Here is a 23,660-nt window from a genome sequence, read left to right as displayed (position 1 = left end):
CGCCACTTCGGCGATACCGAGCAGCGCGCCGAGTTCGCCCGCGCGCGACACGATCGCCTCGCGAATCTGCGGCGCGAGTGCGAGCTTTTCGAGCACCGCGCGCGGCGTGCTGCCAAGCACCACGTGCACGAGCGAAAAAATTCCGGTCATGAACGCGGCATCGGCGAAATCGCCGTCGGCCGGGTACAGCCAGCTCGCGGCCAGCTCCATGAAGCGCGAGCGCGTCGCGGCCAGTTGCACGAGCGGATCGGTGCGCCACGACCGGTCGCCAGTGTCCGCGTAGAGCAGCAGTTGCGCCCAGCGCGCGATCTGCCGCGTGCCGGTCGCGATGATCGCCTCGCGCAGCGACGAGATGGGGCGTCCGAGTCCGAACGCGCTCGAATTGACGAGGCGCAGCAGCTGCACGACCACGCTCGGATTCAGCTTCAGTTCCGCTTCGAGCTCGAAGATGCCGGCGTCGCGCGAGAGCAGCGCGAGCAGCCGCAGCAGGCCCGGGCGCAACGAGCGGTTGCGCGGCGCGGCCAGCACCTGCGGCCGCGCGAAGAAATAGCCCTGGAACAGCTGGAAGCCGAGTTCCTGCGCGAGCGCAAAGTCCTCGCGCGTCTCGACTTTCTCGGCGAGCAGCGTCTTGCCGTGTCCGCGCAATATCGACGCAAGCTTGGCGAGCTTGTCGCGCGGGGTCTGCAACAGGTCGATCTTGACGATGTCGGCGTACGGCAGCATCGCGAACAGTTCGTCCGAGAGGTCCCTGACGTCGTCGAGCGCGATCTGGAAGCCCGCCTGACGCAATTCGACGAGACGGCGCGCAAGCGGCATGTCGAAGCGCACGGTTTCGAGAATTTCGAGCACGAAGCGCTCGGGCGGCATCAGATGGACGATGTCGCTAAAGAGCAGCCGGCGCTCGATATTGACGAAGCCGCGGTGCTGCCCGAGCACGGCCGGCACGCCGATCCCGCCGATCGTGCGCACCACCACCTGCGCGGTCATCTGGGTGTCGTCGCTGATTTCGGCGTAGTTGTGCGCGCCGGCGCGAAACAGCAGTTCGTAGGCGTGGAGCGCGCCGTGGCGGTCGAGAATCGGCTGGCGGCCCAGATAGACGTACTGCGCGTCATCCTGCGCAGCGGCCGCCGGCGTCGCGTCGCCAACAGGCAAGACCCCGGCGGAGCGAGCAAACGGCTCACTCACCTCGGCGTGCCGTGAGGCAGCTCCGGCAGCCGCCCCGGAAGCGCGGCTGGCATCGGGCCCGGCAAGCGGCCTGGCCACAGGGCGTTCGAACATGGTTCATCGGTGCAAGGTTCGGAAACTATGCAGCGGCGACGCCACGGCCGGCACTGCACAACGGGATTCCTCGTATTAACGGATGTAAAGCGGCCCCACTTTAGCCGAATCGTCCACGCGGCGGCATGAGGCAATCCGATACCGGGTGTTTTCCACGAGGGCCGCTAAAGATTTCGCGGCGCGGGTCGTTATCTCGTTCTGATGCGGCGGCCTGCTACTTTGCCGGCCGCCCGAGCCGGCGGACCCGCAGTTGCGCCGGCGGACGAACTCAGGTTGCCAGCGACACATGGAAGCGAACACGATCACCGCGCCCCGCCGGGGCTCCCTGCGCACGGTCATCGACCGGCTTCGCGCATTCGGCCGGCGCGCGGACGGCACACGGCAGAGCGCCCCCCACCGTGCCGTGCCACTGGAACAGGTGGTCGGCGCGGTCGACCTGCTCGCGCATGTCGACGACGCGCAGCGCTTCCTTTACGTTTCCGATGCGAGCCTGCGCTTTATCGGCTATCACCGCGAGTATCTGGAGACGATCACGCTGCACGAGCTCGTCGCGCCAGCCGACGTGCCGCGCCTCGACGCGCTGCTCGCGCGCGCGGCGGCTTCGGGCAACGTCGAGAAGGCGACGCTCGGGCTCATCAAGTCGCTGACCTATCCGATCACGGTCGAGCTGCGCGTCATGCGCAGCAGCCACGACGGCGTCGACGGCTTTGCGATCGCCGGCTTCGACGTCTCGGCCTGGCGCGCCACCGAGGAACGTCTGACCCAGGCGCTGCATCTGGACCGCCTGACGAGCCTGCCCAACCAGTCGGGCCTGCTACACGCGCTGATCGACGCGCAGCAGCAGGCCGACGCGCACGGCACGCCGGTCGCGCTGCTGCTGCTCGATCTCGACGACTATCAGCGCGTGAACCGCGCGCTCGGCTACGATGCCGGCGACGAGATGCTGCGCGACACGGCGCGGCGTCTCGTCAACATGACGAGCCCGAACGAATTGCTCGCGCGCGTCGCGAGCGACGAGTTCGCGATCCTCGTCAAGCCGGCCGCGAACCGCACCGACGCGGCGGCCGCCGCCGAAGCGCTGGCGCGGCGCCTGTTGACCGCGATCCAGCAACCGTACGTGTTCAAGGGCCAGCAGGTGCATCTGTCGGCGAGCATCGGCATCGCGCTGTATCCGGACGTGCGGCACGCGAACGACACCGCGCTGCACGACACCCATCTGTTGCGCTGGGCCGACCACGCGCTCCTGCAGGCGAAAGCCGCGGGCGGCAACACGCTCGCGTTCTACGTGCCCGACGACAACCCGGCCGACGCCGAGCGCCTGAAACTCGAAGCCGATCTCTACGACGGCGTGCGCAACGGCGAGTTCTCGCTGCACTTCCAGCCGATCACGAGCAGCCGCTCGCACGGCGTAGTCGGCGTCGAGGCGCTGATCCGCTGGACTCATCCGGTGCATGGACTCGTGCCGCCGTCGATGTTCATTCCGCTCGCCGAGTCGATCGGTCTCATCAACTTCCTCGGCAACTGGGTGCTGAAGGTCGCCTGCATGCAGCTGATCCAGTGGGATGCGAAAGGCATCGCGCTGCAATACGTGGCCGTCAACGTGTCGCCGCAGCAGTTCCGCGACCCGCGCTTCAAGGACTCGGTGCGCGAGGCGCTGGAGCTGACCGGCATCGATCCGCGCCGGGTCGTCTTCGAGATCACCGAGAGTCTGCTGATGCACGACCCCGCGCACGCGACGGCGCTGCTCGAAGACCTCACCGCGATGGGTATCCGCTTCGCCGTCGACGACTTCGGCACCGGCTATTCGAGCCTCGCCTACCTGCAGCGTTTTCCGCTCGCCAAGCTCAAGATCGACCGGAGTTTCGTCGAGAATCTGCTAACCTCGCGAAACGATCAGGCCATCGTGAGCGCCGTCGTCGGGCTCGCGCAGACGCTCGATCTCGAACTCGTCGCCGAGGGCGTCGAAACGGAAGCGCAACGCACGCTGCTCACCGAGATGGGCTGCGATCACATCCAGGGCTGGCTCGTCTGCAAGGCGTTGCCGTCCGACGAACTCGCGCAGCGCTTCGAGGCGCGCACGCTTCGTCTGCACGGCACATAACGGACCATGCAGGCGCGGCACGCAGGCAACGCAAGCGCAACAGGCCGGCTTCATGCCGGCGCGGTACTCATTGGAACACGTATGGCTTTTGCGGGACTCACATGCTAAAGGCGGCAGTGCTCGACCGTCTCTGGACGCGAATGAGCGAGCGCGGCGATTTCCCGATGCTGTCGCAATCGCTGCGCACCACGATGGCGGCGATGAACAACGACGACCTCGACTTCACTGGCCTCGTGCAGGTGGTGCTGTCGGATTTCGCGCTGACGCAGAAAGTACTGCGACTTGCGAACTCGGCCATGTACATGGCGTTCGGCGGCAACATCACGACGGTGTCGCGCGCGCTGATGGTGCTCGGCATGGATGCGGTCGGCCATCTCGTCGTCGGGCTGAAGATCGTCGATCACTTTCATCACAGCGCGCCGCGCCGCATCGACGCGAAACTCGAACTGAACCGCACGCTGCTGTCGGGCTGCGTCGCGCGCAAGCTGACCGAGCGCGGCGATCTGCGCGCCGGCGAGGAAGCGGTGGTCTGCACGCTGATGCGGCAGATCGGCAAGCTGCTGGTGGTGTTCTATCTCGACGCGGAGTGGGACCAGATTCGCCGCCACATCGACGGCGGCGCGCTCGAAACCGATGCGTGCGTGCTCGTGCTCGGCGTCACGTTCGACGAAATCGGCACGGAAGCCGCGGTGCGCTGGCGCCTGCCCGACATGATCCGTTCGGGCATGGGCGAATTCGATCCGCAGGACGTGACGCAGCCGCGCCAGGTGCAATGGCTGCGCGCCATCACGAACTACTCGACCGCGGTCGCCGACGTGCTCACGCAGCAAAACATGCCGGACTGGGAGCGCGAGGCGCGCATCGCCGAACTCGCGCAAAGCTATAGCGGCGCGCTGAACACGGACCCCGACGTACTGCAGCAGATGAGCATCGCGCTCGCGCGCGAGGAAGGCGGCGACGGCGTGATGCGCGAGATCGTCGAGCTGCGCGCGAATGCCGATGCGATCGCGCGCGAAGCCCTGACGCCGGAGGCCCGCATCGCAGTCGGCGTGAAGGATCTGCGCGATCTGCCCGCGGGCAGCCCGCTTGCGCCGGCGCTCGCGATGGCCGCGGAAACCGTGCTCGCCGGCCTCGGCTTTGCGCGCACGGTGGTATTCGTCAAGCACAGCAACGGCACGTTCAAGGCGCGCCTCGGTCTCGGACCGATGATCGACGCGGCCTTGCCGAAGCTCACGTTCAACGCCGCGTTCGAGCCCGACGTCTTTCATCTCGCGATTGCCAATTCGGTCGGCATCTTCATCGAGAACGCGCGCGATCCGAAGATGGTCGCGCGGCTGCCCGAATGGTTCCGCCGCTCGTTCGACGACACGCGCGCGTTCGTGCTGCTGCCGGTTGTCGACGAAACCGATCAGACCGTCGCCCTGCTCTACGGCGACTGGTCGCATACGCAGGAAGCACGCCGAATATCGCAGAAGGAAATGAGCGTGCTCAACGAACTGGCCCAGGAGTTAGGCCGTTTTTTCGGCCAGGGGCAGATGCGGGAAATGGAGACGATGTGAAGACGTGGCGCGATCGTTGAGCGCCTGCTTCGTTTCAAGCCGTTCCGGTGTTTGCCCGAAAACAGTTCCGCTGATGCAGGTGGCCTGAGCAGGCCCGCTCAGTCCTCGATCCGTTCGAGCCCTTGCGCGCTGCGATCCGCGACGCCGGCCCAGGCGGCGGCCGCGAGGCCCATCTGCGCGATGTCTTCGAGCGCCAATGGCTGTAGACGCTCGCACAGTTCGGCGACGCGCTCCCATGCGCCGCTTTCGAGCGCCTCGATCGCGCTCAGCAACAGCCCCAGCGTCCCTTCGCGATGCAGGATCGCCGCCTGGATCGGCCGCGAAAGCGTGAGGACGTTCAGCGTCTTTTCGAGCGAGCCGCCGAACACCGCGTCGACGAACGAAAACACGCCGGTCAGGAATGCCGCGTCGGCTTCGTCGCGCCCTGCCTCGGGCATGCGCGCGATCGCCAGTTCCATGAAACGCGCGCGCGTCGCCGCGAGTTGCAGCAACGGATCGTCTTCGAGCGCGACCTTGCGGCCGTCCGCGTAGAGCAGCAGTTGCGTCCAGCGCGCGATGCGATCGGTGCCGGTCGCGTTGATCGCTTCGCGCAGCGTCGTCACCTTGTGGCCGACCGCGAAGCCGCTCGAATTCGCGAGCTTCATCAGATGCATCACGAGCACCGGGTTCAGCTTCAGCTCGGCTTCGAGCTGCGCGACGCTCGGGTCGCCGCCGAGCAGTTGCAGCAGATTGAGCAGCGCGTGACGCGGCGCGCTGACACGGCGCGTGTCCGAACTCTGCGCACGCGCGAAGTAATAGCCCTGGAAGCGGTCGAAGCCGAGCCCGTGCGCCATGTCGAAATCGGCCTGCGCGTCGAGACCCGACGCGAGCAGCAGCTTGCCCGCCGACTTCAGCACGCTCGCGAGCTTCGGCAGCAGCGCACGCGGCGCGCGCGCCGCGTCGATCTTGACGACCTCGGCGTACGGCAGCAGCTTCGCGAAGGTTTCGTTGGGCTGCGTGACGTCGTCGAGCGCGAAGCGATAGCGGCGGCCATGCAGATAGACGAGGCGCGCGATCAACTCGGCGTCGACGTCCAGCGACGGCGGCAATTCGAGCATGAAGCGCTCGGCGGGCAATCTGAGGATCGCGTCGTCGAGCAGCAGTTCGCGGCTCACGTCGACATAGGCGGGATGGCCGGTCAGCGCGCCGCGCACCTCGCCTTGCACGAGGCCGCGAGCGATCGCGCGGGCGACACGTTGCGCGGGCGTCGGCGCGCGGCCGGGCAAGGTGTCGGCGTCCTGCGCTTTGTCCGTGGCTTTGTCCGCTTCTTCGTGTGCTGCTTCGTTTATTGCTTCGAGCGGCACTTCAGGCGCCCGCACCTTGATCTCGTAACCGCACAGCATGCCGTCCCGGTTCAGAATGGGCTGCCGCGCGAAGCTGGCGCTCAACGATGCGTCGTCGGTCGCGCCGCTCGGGCTATGAGTCTCGATTGCGATGATGGTCATTCCGGTCCCCGCTCGACGCCGCTGGCGCCTGGCCGCTGTTGTCCGGCGCTGTATGTGCGCCGTATTGTGTTTTGTGTTTTCGCCGTACTGTGCGCGTTTTTTATGACGCTCATGAGAGCCGCCGCGCGTGGCGTTATGCCCCGTGATTTTATCGCAGCCGTTCAGATGCCAGCATGCTTGCGAAGCCATTACCCGAAATATTAATCGACGGTCTTTCATTATTTCCACGCGGGCGACGAGCCTGATCGGCACGCCACGCAGCCGTGCGGAAACGCCAATGCAAACGGCCGCACATCGCTGTGCGGCCGTTCCTGGCGATGCTCGTCGCAGCCCCGCGCGTCGCGACTCCCGCGATGCGCAACGCCGCTTACTTCAGCACGACGTTCACGTCGAAGTACTTCGCGGCGAGGCGGTCGATCGTGCCGTCCGACTTCAGTTCCTTCAGCGCGCCGTTCAGCGCGTCCTTCAGCGCCTTGTCGTTCTTGCGCACGCCGTAGCCGACGCCCGCGCCGAGCAGCTTCTCGTCGCTGACGGCCGGACCGGCGAACTCGAAGCCCGCGCCCTGCGGCTTCTTCAGAAAGCCCTTCGAAGCCGCTTCGGCATCCTGGAACGACGCATCGAGACGGCCCGAGACGAGGTCCGCGTAGATCTGGTCCTGCGTCTGATACGGCACGACGTCGACACCGGCCGGCGCCCAGCGCGCCTTCGCATAGGTTTCCTGGATCGTGCCCTGCAGCACGCCGACGTGCTTGCCCTTCAGCGATGCCGGCGTCGGCTGCAGACCGCTGCCCTTCTTCGCGATCATCTGGTTCGGGATCGTGTAGATCGGATCGGTGAAGTCGATCGCCTGGCGACGCTGGTCGGTGATCGTCATGTCCGAGTTGATCGCGTTGAACTTGCGCGCTTCGAGTGCCGGGATCAGGCCGTCGAACGAGTTCTCGACCCACACGCATCTGGCCTTCAGCTTCGCGCACACGGCATTGCCGACGTCGATGTCGAAGCCCTGCAATTCACCGCTCGGCGACTTCGATTCGAACGGCGCATACGACGCCTCGACACCGAAGCGCACTTCCTTGATATCCGCCGCCGACGCGCTGCCTGCCGTCAGCGCCGCCGCCGCGAACAGCGCGAGCGCGGCCATGTTGGGCCAATTCATCTTCATTACGGGGGTTCCTCTACGGGGTTGACCAGGACGGAGCCTGACCGGCACGGACAGCTTCGCCGCACGGAATGCGGCCGGCTCGCGCGGCCGGCGTGATGGTGCGAGCGCCGCGACGCCCGCGATTGTACACGGAACCTGTCTAGACAAGTCTGGACAGCGTGTCGGCGGTGGTTTCGATCACGAGCAGCCCGGCGCGCAAGCCGGGCTTGACGGTTGCGTTCGGAAACACGATGCGCTCTTCGTCGTGCCGAACCGTATAGCGATACTCGCCGTCGCGCGCGAGCAAGGTGCCCTTCGCGAACGGTGTGAAGTTCGGCACGTCGGGCGCTAGCAGCAGCTCGAAGGCATCGCTTTGCTTGGTCAGTTGATCGATCACGGTGAAGACGCGCGGCATGGCCGCGGGTGCGGCGAATTCCGTATCGGATTCCGCATCGGTTCGCTGATTCGTTGGCTGATGCGCTTGCGCGCCGACCCGCGTTCCGGCGAGCAGCGCGCGCACTGCGAGGTCGGCGCCCGCGAAACGCGTGAGGTCGTTCTCGCCGAACGGACGCACCTTGCCCAGTTCGAGCGTGCAAGCCTCGGCGCCGCACGCCTGCGCGGTGAAATGCGAATACGTGTTGCCCTTCGTCGTATGCAGCAGCACCGCGCCGATGCGCGCCTCGCCGAGCCATTCGAACATCGCACGCGAAAACGGCTTGCCGGTATGCGGCAGCAGCGCGAAACGCTCGAACGCGGAGGCGCGAATCGCCGTATGCATGTCGATGTGCCAGCGCGCGCCGGGCGCCTCGGACGCCGCCGCGAAGAAGCGCGTCGCGGCCGCTTCGAGCGCCGCCGCGCGCGGCGCTTCGTGGCTGTGCGGCAATTGCAGATGACGGCCGCTGAAGAGACGGTTCAGATCGTCGTCGCGATAACGAGAGCCGTCACGCATCGCATCGACGTTGCCGAGAATCACGAGCAGGCGGCACGCGAGCGCGGCACGGCCCCGCGCGAGATCGGCGATCATGCGCGAAAGCAGTTCGATCGGCGCGGTTTCGTCGCCGTGGACGCCGGCCGAGACCAGTACGCTGCGCGGGATGGCGGGTTTTCCGATGGAGCCGTGCGTGGCGGCTTGAGTCGACCTCTGCATTGGTGCCTGCGTCGGCTCCATCATGAGCACACCCTCGTCGAGCCATGACCAGTGCACGCCATTCGCGCACACGCCCTGCGCTTCATGCGCGGCAGGCCGCCTGCCCGCGAGCGTCCATGCGAGGAAATCGTCGAGCATCGGGATCGCGGCCGACATCGCAGACTCAGCGCTGGAAGTCATAGAGCGAACCGAGGTCGAGAATCTGCGTCAGTTCATCGAGCGCGGTGCGCGATTCGACGAGCAGTTGCGGATCGGTCAGATCGGCCGGCGCGAGACGGTCGCGATAGTGCTTCTCGATCCACGCATCGAGGCGGCCGAACAGCGTGTCGTCGATCCATACGCCCGGCGCGACGGCCGCACGTTCGGTGTCGTCGAGCACGACGCGCAGACGCAAACACGCCGGACCACCGCCGTTCTTCATGCTCTCGCGCAGATCGAACACGAGCACTTCGTCGATCGGCCCGCGATGCGACGTCAGTTCGTCGAGATACGCGGCCACGCGCAGATTCTCGCGGCACTCCTGCGGCACCACGAGCACCTGCTTGCCGTCGGGACGCGTCAGCAACTGGCTGTTGAACAGATACGACGTCACGGCATCGGCAACGCCGACCTGCGCATCGGGCACTTCGATCACGTTGAAGCCCGCATGCAGGTGCGCGAGCTTCGAGCGCAGTTCGTCGTACACCGCGCTCTGTTCGACGAACGCGAGTTGATGGCAGAACAACGTGTTGCGATTGCCGACCGCGATCACGTCGTTATGAAACACGCCCGCGTCGATTACGTCCGGGTTCTGCTGCGCATAGACGGTCGCGGCTTCCTGCAAGCCATGACGATGCGCGACGGCGCGGCTCGCCTCGAAGGTCTGACGCGCCGGATAACGCTTCGGCTCCGGCCCGCGACGATACTCGCTGCGGCCGTACACAAAGAATTCGACGCCGCGCGCGCTGTATTGCTCGCAAAAGCGCGTGTGGTTCGCGGCACCTTCGTCGCCAAGCGCGGGCGTGCCGGGCAGCGCCTCGTGCACGACGAAACGGTCGGTATCGCTAAACATCGCGCGCAGCGTGCGGCGCGTCGACTCGTGCTCGATCGCGCGATGCAGCTTGCTGCACAGATTGGCCGGCGTGAAATGCACGCGGCCGTCGTGCGTATCGGACGACGGGCTCACGGTCGCCGCGTTGGCGGTCCACATCGCCGAGGCCGAACTCGCGGCGGCCAGCAACTCGGGCGCGTTCTGCGCGACACGGGCGATGACCGAAGCGTCGTCGCCGGAAAAGCCGAGTTCGCGCAACAGCCGCATCGAGGGACGCTCCTGCGGCGGCAACACGCCCTGATGAAAACCGAGGTCGGCCAACTGCTTCATCTTGCGCAGACCCTGGCGCGCGGCGGCCTTCGGATTCGCGACCGACTTCTCGTTGTTCTGCGACGCGACATTGCCGAACGAGAGCCCCGCATAGTTGTGAGTCGGGCCGACCAGGCCGTCGAAATTGGCTTCAGTGGCTTGCAGCATCGTCGATCCTTAGAATTGAAGGCCCGGCGAGACGCTCGCGGGCATATGCAGTTGCGCGCTCTCGACCGAGGCCATCGGGTAGGCGCAGTAGTCGGCCGCATAGTACGCGCTCGGCCGGTGATTGCCCGAGCGGCCCGGACCGCCGAACGGCGCGCCCGACGAAGCGCCGTTGGTCGGCCGGTTCCAGTTGACGATGCCCGCGCGGATCGTGCGCTGGAAATGCGTCCACAGGGCTTCGTCGTCGGCGAGCAGGCCCGCCGAGAGACCGAATTCGGTATCGTTCGCCTGTTCGAGCGCGGCGTCGAAGTCGCGGTAGCGGATGATCTGCGCGAGCGGGCCGAAGTGCTCCTCGTCGGGCAGATCCTGCACGCCGGTCACGTCGAGAATCGCGGGCGTGACGAAGCCGAGCTGCGGATCGCGTTGCGCCATTTTCAGCAGCGCCTTCGCGCCGCGCGCAAGCAGATTTTCCTGCGCGCTCATCAAACGCGAGGCCGCGCGCGCCGACACGACAGCCCCCATGAACGGCTGCGGCTCGGCATCGTATTCGCCGACGCCAATGCGCGCGCTCACTTCAGTCAGGCGCGCGAGGAAGCGCTCACCGAACGCATCGTCGGGCACGAAGATGCGGCGCGCGCAGGTGCAGCGCTGCCCCGCCGACAGAAACGCCGATTGAATCGTGTGATGCACGGCGGCGTCGAGGTCCGCCACGGGCCCGATCACGAGCGGATTGTTGCCGCCCATCTCGAGCGCAAGCACGATCTCGGGCCGGCCGCCGAACTGTTTGTGCAGCAATGTTCCGGTATCCGAACTACCGGTGAAGAACAAGCCGTCGATCTGCCGGTGATTCGCCAGCGCGATGCCGGTGTCTTTCTCGCCCTGCACGAGATTGAGCACGCCGGCGGGCAAGCCCGCGTCGCGCCAGATCTGCACGGTGAGCGCGGCAACGCCGGGTGCGAGTTCGGACGGCTTGAACACGACCGCGTTACCCGCGATCAACGCAGGCACGATATGCCCGTTCGGCAGATGGCCCGGGAAGTTATACGGGCCGAACACGGCCACCACGCCATGCGGACGATGCCGCAGCACCGCGGTGCCATCGGCCATCGCCGAGCGTTTTTCGCCGGTGCGTTCGTTGTACGACTGGATCGAGATCTCGACCTTCGCGGCCATCGAGGCCGCTTCGGTACGCGCTTCCCAGAGCGGCTTGCCGGTCTCGCGGCCGATCGCTGCGGCGAGCGCTTCCTTGCGCTCGGTCACGAGCGCGGCGAAGCGGCGCACCACCGCGTAGCGCTCGTCGAGCGTCAGCGCCGACCATGCCGCGAATGCGCGCCGCGCGCTGCGTACCGCGCGATCGACGTCGTCCGCCGAGGCGCTGTTGCCTTGCCACACCACCGCGCCCGTGCCGGGGTTGCGCGATGCGAACGCGGGTCCGATGCCGGCAGCCCAGCCGCCGTCGATAAAAAGCTCGCTCATAATCATCCCTGTTTGTGTTTCGACGGCAGCACCCGCAGCGGATCGCCGGCCTTGACGCCGAGCGCGGCGGCCTCGGCGGCGCTCAGGCGGAACCCGCCTGCGTGCGGCACGCCCGCCACCACGCCGACGCGAAAATCTCCGAGCGACGTATTCGATACCATCGACTTCGCTCCGTCCTGCGCAGCGGGTTCCGCAGCCTCGCCGATTTCGGCCGCGACCACCACGCTCTCGCGCACGGTGCGCAGATCGGCAATATGGCATTCGAGCACCGGGCCCGCGTCGAAGATATCGACGTGATTCTCGTAGCGCAGCCCTTCCGCTTCGAGCATGCGGCGCGCGGGAATCGTGTCGCTATGCGTGAGGCCGACGCAGCGCTGCGCCTCTTCGGGCAGCAACTCGACGTACACCGGATAACGCGGCATCAGCTCGGCGAGAAACGCCTTGCGGCCATGCGAACTCAGATAATCGGCCGCGTTGAAATCGATCTGGTAGAAATGCGAGCCGACCGCGCGCCAGAACGGCGAGGTGCCTTCCGCGTCGAAATGGCCGCGCATCTCCGCGCATAGACGCTGCGGAAAACGCTCGCGAAACTGCGCGAAAAACATGAAGCGCGAGCGCGACAGCAGACCGCCGACGCCGCTCGCGCGATAACGCGGGCTCAGAAACAGCGAGCACACCTCCGCATAGCCGGTGAGGTCATGCGAAATGTTCAGCGCATGCATGCGCGTCCAGATGCCGAGGTCCTGGCTCGCATGCACGACCGTGCTCACGCGATAGTTGTAGAACGGCTGCCGCAGCCCCACCGCCGTTTCGATGCCGCACACGCCGGCTATGTCGCCGGTCGCCGTGTCTTCCATCACGAAGAAGTAGCCGGCCTCGTGCGGCTCGGCCCGGTCTTCCAGCGTGCGGCGCGCGCGTTCGACGCGTGCCGCGAGCGCATCGCGGTCCGGCTTGAAGGTGGTCAGGCCCGGCCCGGTTTCCTGCGCGAGCCGCATCAGCGCATCCACATCGCCTCGTTGCACCACGCGAACGACGATCATTGCGCTTCTCCCGAATGTTCATCCTGCGGCTGATGCAGCGGCACGCAGCGCACCGCGTCGCCTTCGCGCACGCCGAGCGCGGCGCGCGCCGCCTGCGACAAGGCGGCGCCCGACGCCTTGCCCGGCGCGAGTTCGCCGAGCACGCAGCGGAACGCGCCATCGGCGCCGTTGTGCGCGATCAGGTAGGTTTCGCCGCGCGGCGCGGGCGCCTCGCGCACGACGCGCGTTTCGTTGTGCTTCACGCTGACACTGCGATCGACCTGCGCGGTCAGGACCGGACCCGCGTCGAAAATGTCGACGTAGCGATCGGTCTCGAAGCCTTCCTCGAGATGAATCTCGTAGGCGAGCAGCGCGTTCGCATCGGGCTCGCCGAGCACGCGCTGCGCCGCTTCGGGCAACAGCGGCACATAGATCGGATAGGTCGGCATCACTTCGGCAATGAACGTGCGGCTGCGGCCGCCCGATTCGATTTCGATGTCGGCGAAATCGCGGCCGAAGAACTTGCGCCCCACCGCTTCCCAGAACGGCGACACGCCGTTCTCGTCGGTGACGCCGAGCAGCAGCGAGAACACCTCGGGCGTGAAGCGCTTGCGATTCGCGGCGATGTACATCATGCGCGCACGCGACATCAGCTGCGCGGCGGCATCGCCGCGCAGCGACGGGTCGATGTAGTAGCCCGCGAGCCGGCTCTTGCCGGTCAGCTCGTGCGACATCGTCAGCGCGTGAATCTTGCGGTTCACGTGCAGTTCGCGCGACGCATGAATCAGCGCGTCGTTGCGAAACGCGTAGAACGGGTCCGCATAACCGGCCGCCGCGACGATGCTCGCGGTGCCCATGAGCTTGCCGCTCGCCGGGTCTTCGAGCACGAACAGATAGAACTCCTCGCCCGGAAAATCGACTTCCGCGCGAAACGAGTCTTCCGACAGCGCGACGCGCGCTTCGAGCGCGCGCCGGTCGTGCGGCAGCGAATGCAGCACCGGCTGCGCGGTGCGCGCCATATGTTCGAGCGCATCGAGATCGGCGAGGCGGCCTGGACGTACGAATAGCATCATCGTTCCTGTTGAATGTGACGCATGATCCGCTGCGGGTGCATGTGCGTGTGCGTGTCCGAGAGCGTGTCGTTATGCATGAACGCGTGGCCGTGGATCAGTGCGAGGCGGCCTGGGCCGTGCCGACAAGTTCGCCGAACGCCTTCTCGAGACGCGCGAAGCCTTCGGCCATGTCGTCGAGCGGCATGATCAGCGACGGCACGAAGCGCAGCACGTCCGGCCCCGCCATCAGCATGATGACGCCATGCTGGCCGGCCGCGGTGACGAAATCCTTCGCGCGCCCCCTGTACGTGTCGTTCAGTTCGGCGCCGATCAGCAACCCCTTGCCGCGCACTTCGGTGAAGAGCCCGAAGCGCTCGTTGAGCTTCGCGAGGTGGCCCTTCAGCGTCGCGCCGCGCGAGCGCACGCCTTCGAGCAGCTTCGGGTCGCTGACGAGCTCGACCACTTTTTCCGCGATCGCCGAGCCGAGCGGATTGCCGCCGTAAGTCGTGCCATGCACGCCGACCTTGAAATGCGCGGCGAGCTCCTGGGTGGTCAGCATCGCGCCGATCGGGAAGCCGTTGCCGAGCGCCTTCGCGGTGGTCAGGATATCCGGCGTCACGCCCGTGTCCTGGTACGCATAGAAGTAGCCGCTACGGCCCACCCCGGTTTGCACTTCGTCGAAAATCAGCAGCGCGTTGTGCTGGTCGCATGCTTCGCGCAGTACCTTGAGGAACGCCGGGTCGGCCGGGATCACGCCGCCTTCGCCCTGGATCGGCTCGACGATCACCGCACAGGTCTGTGCGCCGATTGCCTTCTTCGCCGCCTCGATGTCGTTGTACGGCAGATGCGTGATGCCGGCCGGCACCGGGCCGAAGCCTTCCGAGTACTTCGGCTGGCCGCCGACACTGACCGTGAACAGCGTGCGGCCATGGAACGACTGCGCAAACGAGATGATTTCGGCTTTCTGCGCGCCGTGGCGGTCGAACGCGACGCGGCGCGCGAGCTTGAGCGCCGCCTCGTTCGCCTCGGCGCCCGAGTTGGCGAAAAACGCGCGGTCGGCGAAGGTCAGGTTTTCGAGGCGCTTCGCAAGGCGCAGCACCGGCTCGTTCGTGTAGCCATTGCCGATGTGCCAGAGCTTGCCGCCCTGCTCGTGCAGCACCTTCAGCAGCTCGGGATGCGCATGACCGAGCGCGGTCACGGCGATGCCGCCGGCGAAGTCGATATAGTCGCGGCCTTGCGTGTCCCAGACGCGCGAGCCGAGACCGCGATCCGGTACGAAGGCGGCGGGGGAAAACACCGGCACCATGACTTCGTCGAAGGTCTGTCGTGTCACAGTCAGGTCGTTCATGGCAAATCCTCTCACGGGTAACGGGTAATACAGCTAGTGTAGGAAACCACGCGCGATACGTCTTGCGCATACGCGACGCTTTCCATGCGGTTCCACGCGCGGCGGCCGCTGCCGGGAATCTGCCTCGCCGCCGCCGCGGCCGGCCGCGCTCAATCCACCTCGGGCCGCTCGATCATCGCGGCCGGCCGCGGCTCGCTGCCCGCGCCGCCGTGCGCGCCGGTCTGCCGGTCGATCCAGTTGCGGCGATCCTCGCGCGGCGTGACGCCGAAACGCTCGCGATACGCGTTCGAAAAATGCGCCGCCGACGCAAACCCGCACGCGAGGCTGATCTGCACGACCGATTTGCTGGTGCGCTGCAATTGCGTACGCGCCTTCGACAGCCGCAGCCCCAGATAGTATTTGGACGGCATCGCGCCGAGATACTGGCGAAACAGCCGCTCCAGTTGCCGCCGCGAGACGCCGACGAGGCCGGCGATTTCATCGGTCGTGAGCGGGTCCTCGATGTTCGCCTCCATCAGCAGCAACGCGTCGTTCAGGCGCGGATGGCGCTCGCCCGGCGCGGTCACGAACGGAATGCGCTGACGCACCTCGCCGTTGCGCAACACTCCGACGCCGAGCGTATCGGCAATGCGTTCCGCGAGTTCGGGACCATGCTCGCGGCCGATCATCGCGAGCATGAAATCGACGCTCGCCTGGCCGCCCGCGCAGGTCGCGCGATCGCGGTCGATCTCGAAGATCTGCTGCGTGACGATCGAGCGCTCGAATTGTTCGGAGAACTGCTGATAGGTTTCCCAGTTCACGCTGACGCGATAGCCGGACAACTGCCCCGCCATGGCGAGCCACCACACGCCATGATGAATGCCAGTGACGAGCGGCGTGCGCCGGCCGACGCGCGCGAGGCTCGCGAGAAACAGACGATAGTCGGCGAACTGCTGAAAGCGCTCGCTGACGACGATGAGCCAGTCGCACGCGATCGCGTCGCCGAACGCGGCATCGGCGGGCCATTGCGCGCCGCCCGCGAGCGGCACCGCGCGGCCGTCCCACGAACAGACCTGCACGCGGTACAGCGCGCGGCCGTCGATTTCGTTGGCGAGATTGAGCACGTCGACAATAGGCCCGACGCCCGACATCGACACGGGCGGCAATGCGACGATCGCGACCTGCGTCGTGCGAGCCGGGCTGGACGGGCGGGCCATCGGTTACCGCTGCAAAGCGCGCGGCACGTTACTTCAGGCTGCCGGAGAGGAACTGCCTGAGGCGCTCGCTGCACGGCGCGCTCAGCACCTCGGCGGGATCGCCCTCTTCCTCGGTGCGGCCCTGGTGCAGAAACATCACATGGTTCGAGACGTTGCGCGCGAAGCCCATTTCGTGCGTGACGACGATCATCGTGCGGCCTTCCTCGGCGAGCTTCTGCATGACCTTCAGCACTTCGCCGACGAGTTCGGGGTCGAGCGCGGAAGTCGGCTCGTCGAACAGCATCACGTCCGGGTCCATCGCGAGCGCGCGCGCAATCGCAACGCGCTGCTGCTGGCCGCCCGACAGATGCGACGGGTACTGCTTCTCGACGCGTGACGCAAGCCCGACCTTCTCGAGATATTCGCGCGCCCGCTCCTCGGCGTCCTTGCGCTTCAGACCGAGCACATGAATCGGCGCTTCGATCACGTTCTCGAGCACGTTCATGTGCGCCCACAGGTTGAAGTGCTGGAACACCATCGCGAGCTTCGTGCGGATGCGCTGCAACTGCCTGTGATCGGCGACTTCGAGATTGCCGGCGCGATCGGTCTTCGTCTTCACCGCTTCGCCGTCGACGATGATCTGCCCGGCGTTCGGCCGCTCCAGAAAGTTGATGCAACGCAGGAAGGTGCTCTTGCCCGAACCGCTCGCGCCGATGATGCTGATTACGTCGCCCTTGTTCGCGTTGAGCGAGACGCCCTTGAGCACTTCATTGTCGCCGTAGCGCTTGTGGATGTCCTGCGCGGCGAGCTTGCAAGCTTCGGTTTGGGTGGTATGGAGCAAGATGCTCTCCCAGTGAAAATACGGATCAGTCTGGTGCGAACGCCGCCTTGCCGAAGCGCGCGGCGCCCGATGCGATAGCGTCAACGCGCGCTCAATGCGTACGCACCGCGAGATACGCAAGCCAGCGCCGCTCGGCGCGCCGGAACAGCGCCACCAGCGCGAACGACACGACGAGATAAATCAGCGCCGCGAGCCCGAATGCGTTGAACGACTGGTAGGTCGCCGAGTTCGCGTCGCGCGCGACCTTCAGGAGGTCGGGCACCGTGGCCGTGAACGCGACCGTGGTCGCGTGCAGCATCAGGATCACCTCGTTACTGTACAACGGCAGGGCCCGGCGCAGCGCGGACGGTATCACAATGCGCCGGTACATCGTGAACCCGCTCATGCCGTAGGCGCGCGCCGCCTCCACTTCGCCGTGCGAGGTCGAACGGATCGCGCCCGCGAAAATCTCGGTCGTGTACGCGCAGGTGTTCAGTGCGAACGCGAGGATCGCGCAGTGAAAGCCGCTGCGAAAGAACGCGTCGAGCAGACTGTGCGCGCGCACGAACGCGAGACTGTACACGCCGGTGTAGATCAACAGCAGTTGCACGTAGAGCGGCGTGCCGCGAAACACGTAGGTGTAGAGACGCACCGGCGTCGAGAGCCAGCGCTTCTTCGAGACGCGCGCGACCGCGAGCGGCACCGCGCACACGAAACCGATCGCGATCGACGCGACCAGCAGCCACAGCGTGACCGCGAGACCCGAGATGCGCTGGCCGTCCCAAAACAGGTACGCTTGCCAGAATTGCGTGAGGATGTCGAGCATGGCGTTCAAAGCTCCGCGTGCCGCACGCCGGTCGAATAGCGGCGGTTCAGCCAGATCAGTACGAGGTTCGAGACCGTGGTGATCGCCAGATAGATCAGCGCGGCGACGAGGATGAAGAAGAACATGTTGAAGGTGCTCTTGCCCGCGTCCTGCGCGGCCTTGACGACGTCGGCGAGACCGATGATCGACACGAGCGCGGTGGCCTTCACGAGCACCTGCCAGTTGTTGCCGATGCCGGGCAGCGCGAAGCGCATCATCTGCGGGAACAGGATGCGCGTGAATACGCGCACGCCGCTCATGCCGTACGCGCTGCCCGCTTCGAGCTGGCCGCGCGGCACCGCGAGAAACGCGCCGCGAAAAGTCTCGGTGAAGTACGCGCCGTAGATGAAGCCGAGCGTCAGCACGCCGGCCACGAACGGATCGATGTCGAACTGCGGCAGATCGAGCACGTCGGTGACGTCGTTGACGGCCATCTGGATGCTGTAGAACAGCAGCAGCATCAGCACGAGGTCGGGCACCGAGCGGATCAGCGTCGTGTAGCCGGTCGCGATGGCCCGCAAGGGCCGGTTGAACGAAAGTTTCGCCGCCGCGCCCGCGAGACCGAGCAGCACGGCGGCCGCCAGCGACAGAACGGACAGCTCGATCGTCTGGAGCGTGCCGGCGAGCAGCACGGGACCAAAGCCGTATAGGAACACGCGTGTCTCCATCGAGGTTTTGTTGAATTGGCACGGCTCGCGGCGGCTTCGTGGCCTGCGCGTTGCTCCGGCATGGCGCGCAGTCTCGCAAGCGAAAATCAATTTCTCAAACAGAGGGCCGGCGTCCTGCTGCGTCGCAGCATTGCACGAATCGGCGCCTCGCACCGCCCGGGGCGCCCGGTTTTACAAGGGATGGGGTTTTGTCAGGCGCGGCGCATGCGTTGAGCCGTGCTGCGATTTCGCAAGTTTGGGGTCGCTTTTTCGATAGCCCGCGCGAGGGTCGCCACCTCGCCCATTCCAGGCGATACCGGCAGAGATGACCCATATATGAGCCATAAAGGGCCTTTGCGACTCATATACGAGTCATTCATTGTTTTTTCTCGGATAAGAACCCATAATGGCTCACAGATGAGTCACGAAGGCCCTTTACGACTCATATATGAACCACTTCACGTTTCCATGGCCACTCCCGCCACCCGTGCCGCCTCGCGTTACAGCCTCGACGCCGCGCGTCTGCTCGGCCAGCTGATCCGCCGCGCGCGGCTCGAGCGCAAGATCACCGCGGCGCAACTGGCCGAGCGCGCAGGGCTGTCGCGCAGCCTCGTCCAACGCATCGAGAAAGGCGACCCGCGCTGCTCGATCGGCGCGGTGTTCGAGGCCGCGGCGGTCGTCGGCGTCCGTCTGTTCGACGCCGATCCGTCGGGTCTCAGCGCCGCTTTGCGCGCCAACGCCGAACTGCTGACGCTGCTGCCACGCGCTGTGCGCGCACCTCGCATCGAAGCCCGAGATGACTTCTGATTCCGCCTACAACGAAGCCTTCGTGTGGACCTGGCTGCCCGGCGCGACCGAGCCGGTGGTGGCCGGGCGCCTCGTCGCGGCCGGCGAGCAGATGCTGTTCAACTACGGCCAGAGCTACCTCGCGCGCGAACATGCGATCCCGCTCTACGATCCCGAGCTGCCGCTGCGGCGCGGCACGCTGCCGCTGCTCAACGGCCTGACGATGCCCGGCTGCATCCGCGACGCGGCGCCGGACGCGTGGGGCCGGCGCGTCATCATCAATCGCAAGCTCGGCACGCGTGGCGCGCAGATCGATACCGGCGAGTTCGACGAGATGACCTATCTGCTGGAATCGGGCTCGGACCGTATCGGCGCGCTCGACTTCCAGCTCTCGCCCACCGAATACGTGCCGCGCGAAACCGCCACCGCCTCGCTCAGCGATCTGCAGAACGCGGTGGCGAGCGTCGAGCGCGGCGTGAAGCTGAGCCCCGATCTCGAGCGCGCCCTGTTTCACGGCAGCTCGATCGGCGGCGCGCGGCCGAAGGCGATGATCACGACGCCCGAGCGCAAGTTCATCGCGAAGTTTTCCTCGCAGGGCGACGTGTACAGCGTCGTGAAGGCCGAATACATCGCGATGCGCCTCGCGGCCGCGGCCGGCATCGACGCCGCGCCGGTCACGCTCGAACACGTCGGCGGTAAGGACGTGCTGCTCATCGAGCGCTTCGACCGCGCGCTCGGCGAGCACGGCTGGCAGCGCCGCGCCATGGTGTCGGCGCTCACGCTGTTCGAACTCGACGAAATGATGGCGCGCTATGCGAGCTACGAGGAATTCGCGACGCTGATCCGTCATCGCTTCACGAATCCGGCCGCGACGCTCAGACAGCTCTTCGCGCGCCTCGTATTCAACGTGCTGTGCGGCAATACCGACGATCACGCGCGCAATCACGCCGCCTACTGGAACGGCCGCGAGCTGACACTCACGCCGGCCTACGACATCTGCCCGCAGGCGCGCGCGGGCAACGAAGCGACCCAGGCGATGCTGATCGTCGGCGACGACCGTTTCAGCCGCATCGACACCTGCCTGAAGGCCGCGCCGCTCTTCCTGCTCGCGCACGACGAAGCCGTGGCGCTCGTGCGCCGACACATCGAAGTGATCCTCGAACACTGGGACGCGGTGTGCGCCGACGCACAACTGAGCGAGGTCGAACGCGAATTGATGTGGCGGCGCCAGTTTCTCAATCCGTTCGCTCTCGAAGGCGCGCCGCCCGCGCTCGCGGCGCTGTTGGACTAAACGCGCCGGCCCGGCGGCCAACGTCAGTCGAGCGCGAGCCGCGCGCGGATCGCCGGCAGCATGTATTCGACTGCCGCGCGCCCTTCCTCGATGGCCGGCGCCGCGCGATGGAAATCGAAAATACCCATGCCGCCCAGACGCGGCTGGATCAGGATGTCGGCCGGTTCGCCGGCAAGCCGGCTGCGCGTGATCCGCACCTGCATGATGTCGATGCTTTGCGCGATCGAACTGAGCATCGACGGCACATGCGCGCTCGGCTTCGGCGGCACGCGCACATCGCTGGCGACGCTCGTCTCGGCAGGCGCGAGCCAGCGCGGCCAGGGCTTGCCGTTGCGGCGCAGCGAGACGGGCGGCGGCGCATCGGGATCGAGCGCGGGCGTTTCGACCACCGCGCCGCCGAAGTCGCGGCCGTTCAGGATGTCGTTGTTCAGATCGATGGCGATCACGCAGTCCGCGCGCATGCCGCGCGCGACCGACACCGGCACCGGATTGCTCAGGCCGCCGTCGACGAGCCATACGCCGTTGTGCCACACCGGCGCGAAAATCCCCGGAATCGCAATCGATGCGCGTACTGCGTCGATCGTGCTGCCGTCCTGCAACCAGATTTCGCGGCCCGTATCGAGTTCGGTCGCGACCGCCGCGAACGGCATCTGCAACTGCGCGATCGAGCAGCCGTTGAATTTGTCGGCAAAAAGCTGGACCACCTTGCGGCCACCGAGCAGGCCGCCCGAGATACGCAGATCGAGCAGACGCACCACCGTCTGCCACGTGAGCCGCGAGACCCACTCCTCGAGCCAGTCGAGGTCGCCGTTCGCATAGACCGCGCCGACCAGCGCGCCGATCGACGTGCCGCACACGACGTCGGGCTTGATGCCCGCCTCGTGCAGCGCGCGGATCGCGCCGATATGCGCCCAGCCACGCGCCGCGCCGCCTCCCAACACCAGGCCGATCCGGTTGTATCGACGTCGACGTATCATGCCGCTCCCCGTTCTTTCCGCCCTGCTCTCACGTTGCCTAGCGCCCCCGTACCACGTCTGAGCGCGACGTGGTGTAGACCCGCAGATTGCGGTCGAAGTGAACATTGAAGATGCCCTCTTCGGTCACGCCGCCTTCGCGCCACTTCCAGCTCCACACGGTCTCCGGCTTGAGCGGATACACCGCGATCTCGCCGGGCTTGCCGAGCAGACGGCGCACTTCGTCTTCGCTCATGCCCGCGTGGATCTTCGCGAAGTTCGCGGCGGTCAGCACCTGCGTGATGGCTTGCAGCTTGCCGTCCCGATCGATGTCGACCATGTACGTGTTGAGACCTTGCGGACCACGCGGATATTCGAAGCGCTTCGAGCCGTCGGTGAAGGTGCGCTCGGTTTCGGGCTTGCCCATCTGCGAGCGGATCTGCGCTTCGGTCGTGACGCCCGGCGTCATGTCCTTGAGCAATAGCGCATCGGGCTTGATGGCGTTGAAGAAGTCCTTGAGTTTTTGCACGGCTTGATCGCTCTGCTGTTGGTCGCAGCCGGCCAGCGCGAAGCACGCTGCCAGCCATGCGATACCAAGCGGTTTGAGGCTCACGGGCAATTCCTGTCCGGTTGCGCGCCATCTCAGGCTCAGGCGCGCGAGGCCGGTCTGTAGTGTGTACTACAAGGATAACTGGGCAAGCGGAAAACCGCGAGCGATGCGGGTGCGATGCGTGCGGCGGGATACGGAAGCAGGGACGGAACCGGCGGGCGAAATCAGCGGCAAAGCCGGCCGCGCCCAGCCCGTGAAGAACGAAGAAGCGGGAAGAAACCCACAGGAGCGGCACGCGAGACAACCGCCGGCCGCCTCACCGAAAACCCGCGCCCAGAAGCAAAAAGGCGACGCTGTACAACGCGTCGCCCGTTCGGTCGATAGGGTCAACCGGAAAGTGACGGCGGCCTGAGCCGCCTCGCGCGAAGCACCGCGGACGACGCGCAGCGGTCTGGTTCCGGCGAAGCGATGAGCAACCTTGGCGGCTCACCTCGCGCCATCGCCGGAATGACAAACCGCTGCCTTGTATGGCCGCCCTGGTCCCTCGATAAGCCTTCCAGATGCCGCTAATCTAAACGCATTGGCGGTTTTAGACGAGAGCGCGTTTACACCGAATCGGCAGAGGATTCGCACGGCTTTCGCCGAGGTGCGTCTTGCTCGCGCTTGAGTCGCTACACTCAAATCACCCTGAACCCATGCGTGCCGTCGCGTGCAAGTTGCGCAACGAGCCCCTGCTCCCACTCCAGATACGCGCTCATCGCTTCGCGCGCGTTGTCGGTGCCTTCATAGGGACGCTGATAACGGTCGATGCGCGGCGACGCCATGCGCGTGCCGCCCGCTTCCACCGGCAAGCCGGCCTCGATCCATGCCGCGGTGCCGCCTGCGAGCACCTGCACCGGACGCTGCGTCAAGGCCGCGAGTTCCGGCGCAACGAAACGCGCGAGCAGGCTGCTGCCGCTGGTCACCACATAGCGCCTCGCGTCGGGCAGCGTGCGCACCGCGTCGGCGAACTGGCTGCGGATCACGAACCACGCGCCCGGAATATGCCGCTGCAGATAGTTCGCGCTGCTCGTGAAATCGAGCACCGCGGTGCCCGGCGCCTGCAGCAGCGCGGCGAGATCGGCCGGCGCGATTTCGTCGGCCGCGGGCGGCGCCACCGCATAACGCGGGGGCGGCGCCGCGCCCTTCTCGGCGAAGTCGGCGGCCGTCAGCCCATCGACCACGTAGACCTCGACGTTCATCTGCGCAAGCCACGACGCGCTCATGTTCGCGCGCACGCCGTCGCTGTCCGCGAGGATCACGCGCGCGCCGCGCACCGGCGCGAACATGTCGGTTTCCTGCACGAGCTGGCCGCCCGGCGCGCTGCGAAAACCGGGCACGTGGCCGGCCTCGTATTCTTCGGGCGTGCGCACGTCGAAGCGATACACAGTGCGCACCGCCTCGCCGGCCCAGCGGCGCGCCTCG

20 protein-coding genes are annotated in these 23,660 nt (G+C 66.4%); 4 read left to right on the top strand and 16 right to left on the bottom strand.

All coding sequences use genetic code 11. The features are described 5' to 3' along the window. Positions 1–1,152, bottom strand: a 1,152-nt coding sequence (locus G3N58_RS29775) for an EAL domain-containing protein (RefSeq protein WP_241017284.1), incomplete at its 3' end; no start/stop codon positions are given. Between the two features lie 412 nt (positions 1,153–1,564). Between G3N58_RS29775 and G3N58_RS29770 the strand changes: the two genes are divergently transcribed. Both G3N58_RS29770 and G3N58_RS29765 read left to right on the top strand, forming a co-directional pair. Beyond that, a complete protein-coding gene (locus G3N58_RS29770) occupies positions 1,565–3,379 on the top strand; it encodes a sensor domain-containing phosphodiesterase (RefSeq protein WP_205990266.1) in 1,815 nt (604 codons plus the stop codon). Positions 3,380–3,480: 101 nt separating this feature from the next. After that, positions 3,481–4,938, top strand: coding sequence for an HDOD domain-containing protein (locus G3N58_RS29765; RefSeq protein ID WP_205990265.1), 1,458 nt, complete (start codon positions 3,481–3,483; stop codon positions 4,936–4,938). Between the two features lie 98 nt (positions 4,939–5,036). Here G3N58_RS29765 and G3N58_RS29760 read toward each other — a convergent pair whose 3' ends face one another. The 12 genes from G3N58_RS29760 to hisQ form a co-directional block, all read right to left on the bottom strand. Then, on the bottom strand, positions 5,037–6,422 hold the full coding sequence (locus G3N58_RS29760; protein ID WP_167284591.1) for an EAL domain-containing protein: 1,386 nt from the start codon (positions 6,420–6,422) through the stop codon (positions 5,037–5,039). A 367-nt stretch (positions 6,423–6,789) separates the two neighbouring features. Further along, a complete protein-coding gene (locus G3N58_RS29755; RefSeq protein ID WP_206000977.1) occupies positions 6,790–7,584 on the bottom strand; it encodes an ABC transporter substrate-binding protein in 795 nt (264 codons plus the stop codon). Between the two features lie 139 nt (positions 7,585–7,723). Further along, positions 7,724–8,890, bottom strand: a complete 1,167-nt coding sequence (gene astE, locus G3N58_RS29750) for a succinylglutamate desuccinylase (protein ID WP_206000976.1) — start codon at positions 8,888–8,890, stop codon at positions 7,724–7,726. After that, entirely contained in the window at positions 8,874–10,214 is a 1,341-nt protein-coding gene (gene astB, locus G3N58_RS29745) for an N-succinylarginine dihydrolase (protein ID WP_206000979.1), read from the bottom strand. Before astB ends, astE begins: the two co-directional genes overlap by 17 nt. A gap of 12 nt (positions 10,215–10,226) precedes the next feature. Then, positions 10,227–11,690 (bottom strand): succinylglutamate-semialdehyde dehydrogenase, encoded by a 1,464-nt coding sequence (gene astD, locus G3N58_RS29740; RefSeq protein WP_206000975.1) that lies wholly within the window; start codon positions 11,688–11,690, stop codon positions 10,227–10,229. 2 nt (positions 11,691–11,692) lie between these two features. Then, complete coding sequence (gene astA, locus G3N58_RS29735; RefSeq protein WP_167284595.1) at positions 11,693–12,730, bottom strand: arginine N-succinyltransferase; 1,038 nt, start codon at positions 12,728–12,730, stop codon at positions 11,693–11,695. Then, complete coding sequence (gene aruF, locus G3N58_RS29730) at positions 12,727–13,779, bottom strand: arginine/ornithine succinyltransferase subunit alpha (RefSeq protein ID WP_167040474.1); 1,053 nt, start codon at positions 13,777–13,779, stop codon at positions 12,727–12,729. The genes astA and aruF overlap by 4 nt, the downstream gene beginning before the upstream one ends. 97 nt (positions 13,780–13,876) lie before the next feature. Further along, on the bottom strand, positions 13,877–15,109 hold the full coding sequence (locus G3N58_RS29725; protein WP_167284596.1) for an aspartate aminotransferase family protein: 1,233 nt from the start codon (positions 15,107–15,109) through the stop codon (positions 13,877–13,879). 149 nt (positions 15,110–15,258) lie between these two features. Then, the gene (locus G3N58_RS29720) at positions 15,259–16,305 is read right to left on the bottom strand and encodes a GlxA family transcriptional regulator (RefSeq protein ID WP_206000974.1); all 1,047 of its coding nucleotides are present in this window, start codon (positions 16,303–16,305) and stop codon (positions 15,259–15,261) included. A 28-nt stretch (positions 16,306–16,333) separates the two neighbouring features. Further along, complete coding sequence (locus G3N58_RS29715; protein ID WP_206000973.1) at positions 16,334–17,125, bottom strand: ABC transporter ATP-binding protein; 792 nt, start codon at positions 17,123–17,125, stop codon at positions 16,334–16,336. Positions 17,126–17,216: 91 nt separating this feature from the next. Further along, positions 17,217–17,930 carry an ABC transporter permease gene (locus tag G3N58_RS29710; protein WP_167040295.1) on the bottom strand — a complete coding sequence of 238 codons (714 nt, stop codon included), beginning with the start codon at positions 17,928–17,930 and terminating at the stop codon, positions 17,217–17,219. A gap of 5 nt (positions 17,931–17,935) precedes the next feature. Continuing rightward, entirely contained in the window at positions 17,936–18,625 is a 690-nt protein-coding gene (hisQ, locus tag G3N58_RS29705) for a histidine ABC transporter permease HisQ (RefSeq protein ID WP_206000972.1), read from the bottom strand. A gap of 459 nt (positions 18,626–19,084) precedes the next feature. On the opposite strand from hisQ, the gene G3N58_RS29700 reads away from it, so the two are divergent. Continuing rightward, entirely contained in the window at positions 19,085–19,423 is a 339-nt protein-coding gene (locus G3N58_RS29700) for a helix-turn-helix transcriptional regulator (RefSeq protein ID WP_167040300.1), read from the top strand. Next, positions 19,413–20,693: a HipA domain-containing protein gene (locus tag G3N58_RS29695; RefSeq protein ID WP_206000971.1), complete on the top strand. Its 1,281-nt coding sequence runs from the start codon at positions 19,413–19,415 to the stop codon at positions 20,691–20,693. The genes G3N58_RS29700 and G3N58_RS29695 overlap by 11 nt, the downstream gene beginning before the upstream one ends. A gap of 23 nt (positions 20,694–20,716) precedes the next feature. Here the strand turns inward: G3N58_RS29695 and G3N58_RS29690 are convergent, their stop codons facing one another. From G3N58_RS29690 to G3N58_RS29680, 3 genes are all read right to left on the bottom strand, one after another. Further along, complete coding sequence (locus G3N58_RS29690) at positions 20,717–21,670, bottom strand: patatin-like phospholipase family protein (RefSeq protein WP_167040305.1); 954 nt, start codon at positions 21,668–21,670, stop codon at positions 20,717–20,719. Between the two features lie 37 nt (positions 21,671–21,707). Then, positions 21,708–22,259 carry a hypothetical protein gene (locus G3N58_RS29685; protein WP_167040307.1) on the bottom strand — a complete coding sequence of 184 codons (552 nt, stop codon included), beginning with the start codon at positions 22,257–22,259 and terminating at the stop codon, positions 21,708–21,710. 614 nt (positions 22,260–22,873) lie between these two features. Beyond that, positions 22,874–23,660 (bottom strand): rhodanese-like domain-containing protein (locus G3N58_RS29680; protein WP_277396995.1); only part of this gene is annotated, 787 nt, incomplete at its 5' end.

The organism is Paraburkholderia sp. Ac-20342 (assembly GCF_017104985.1).
Classification (GTDB): Bacteria; Pseudomonadota; Gammaproteobacteria; order Burkholderiales; family Burkholderiaceae; genus Paraburkholderia.
This window is presented reverse-complemented; position numbering and strand designations above follow the sequence as displayed.

What these genes read in the sequence shown, in the direction of transcription:
- G3N58_RS29770 (WP_205990266.1), top strand. Translation starts at nt 1,565, where the DNA reads ATGGAAGCGAACACGATCACCGCGCCCCGCCGGGGCTCCCTGCGCACG.
- G3N58_RS29765 (WP_205990265.1), top strand. Translation starts at nt 3,481, where the DNA reads ATGCTAAAGGCGGCAGTGCTCGACCGTCTCTGGACGCGAATGAGCGAG.
- G3N58_RS29760 (WP_167284591.1), bottom strand. Translation starts at nt 6,422, where the DNA reads ATGACCATCATCGCAATCGAGACTCATAGCCCGAGCGGCGCGACCGAC.
- G3N58_RS29755 (WP_206000977.1), bottom strand. Translation starts at nt 7,584, where the DNA reads ATGAAGATGAATTGGCCCAACATGGCCGCGCTCGCGCTGTTCGCGGCG.
- astE (WP_206000976.1), bottom strand. Translation starts at nt 8,890, where the DNA reads ATGACTTCCAGCGCTGAGTCTGCGATGTCGGCCGCGATCCCGATGCTC.
- astD (WP_206000975.1), bottom strand. Translation starts at nt 11,690, where the DNA reads ATGAGCGAGCTTTTTATCGACGGCGGCTGGGCTGCCGGCATCGGACCC.
- astA (WP_167284595.1), bottom strand. Translation starts at nt 12,730, where the DNA reads ATGATCGTCGTTCGCGTGGTGCAACGAGGCGATGTGGATGCGCTGATG.
- aruF (WP_167040474.1), bottom strand. Translation starts at nt 13,779, where the DNA reads ATGCTATTCGTACGTCCAGGCCGCCTCGCCGATCTCGATGCGCTCGAA.
- G3N58_RS29725 (WP_167284596.1), bottom strand. Translation starts at nt 15,109, where the DNA reads ATGAACGACCTGACTGTGACACGACAGACCTTCGACGAAGTCATGGTG.
- G3N58_RS29720 (WP_206000974.1), bottom strand. Translation starts at nt 16,305, where the DNA reads ATGGCCCGCCCGTCCAGCCCGGCTCGCACGACGCAGGTCGCGATCGTC.
- G3N58_RS29710 (WP_167040295.1), bottom strand. Translation starts at nt 17,930, where the DNA reads ATGCTCGACATCCTCACGCAATTCTGGCAAGCGTACCTGTTTTGGGAC.
- G3N58_RS29700 (WP_167040300.1), top strand. Translation starts at nt 19,085, where the DNA reads ATGGCCACTCCCGCCACCCGTGCCGCCTCGCGTTACAGCCTCGACGCC.
- G3N58_RS29695 (WP_206000971.1), top strand. Translation starts at nt 19,413, where the DNA reads ATGACTTCTGATTCCGCCTACAACGAAGCCTTCGTGTGGACCTGGCTG.
- G3N58_RS29690 (WP_167040305.1), bottom strand. Translation starts at nt 21,670, where the DNA reads ATGATACGTCGACGTCGATACAACCGGATCGGCCTGGTGTTGGGAGGC.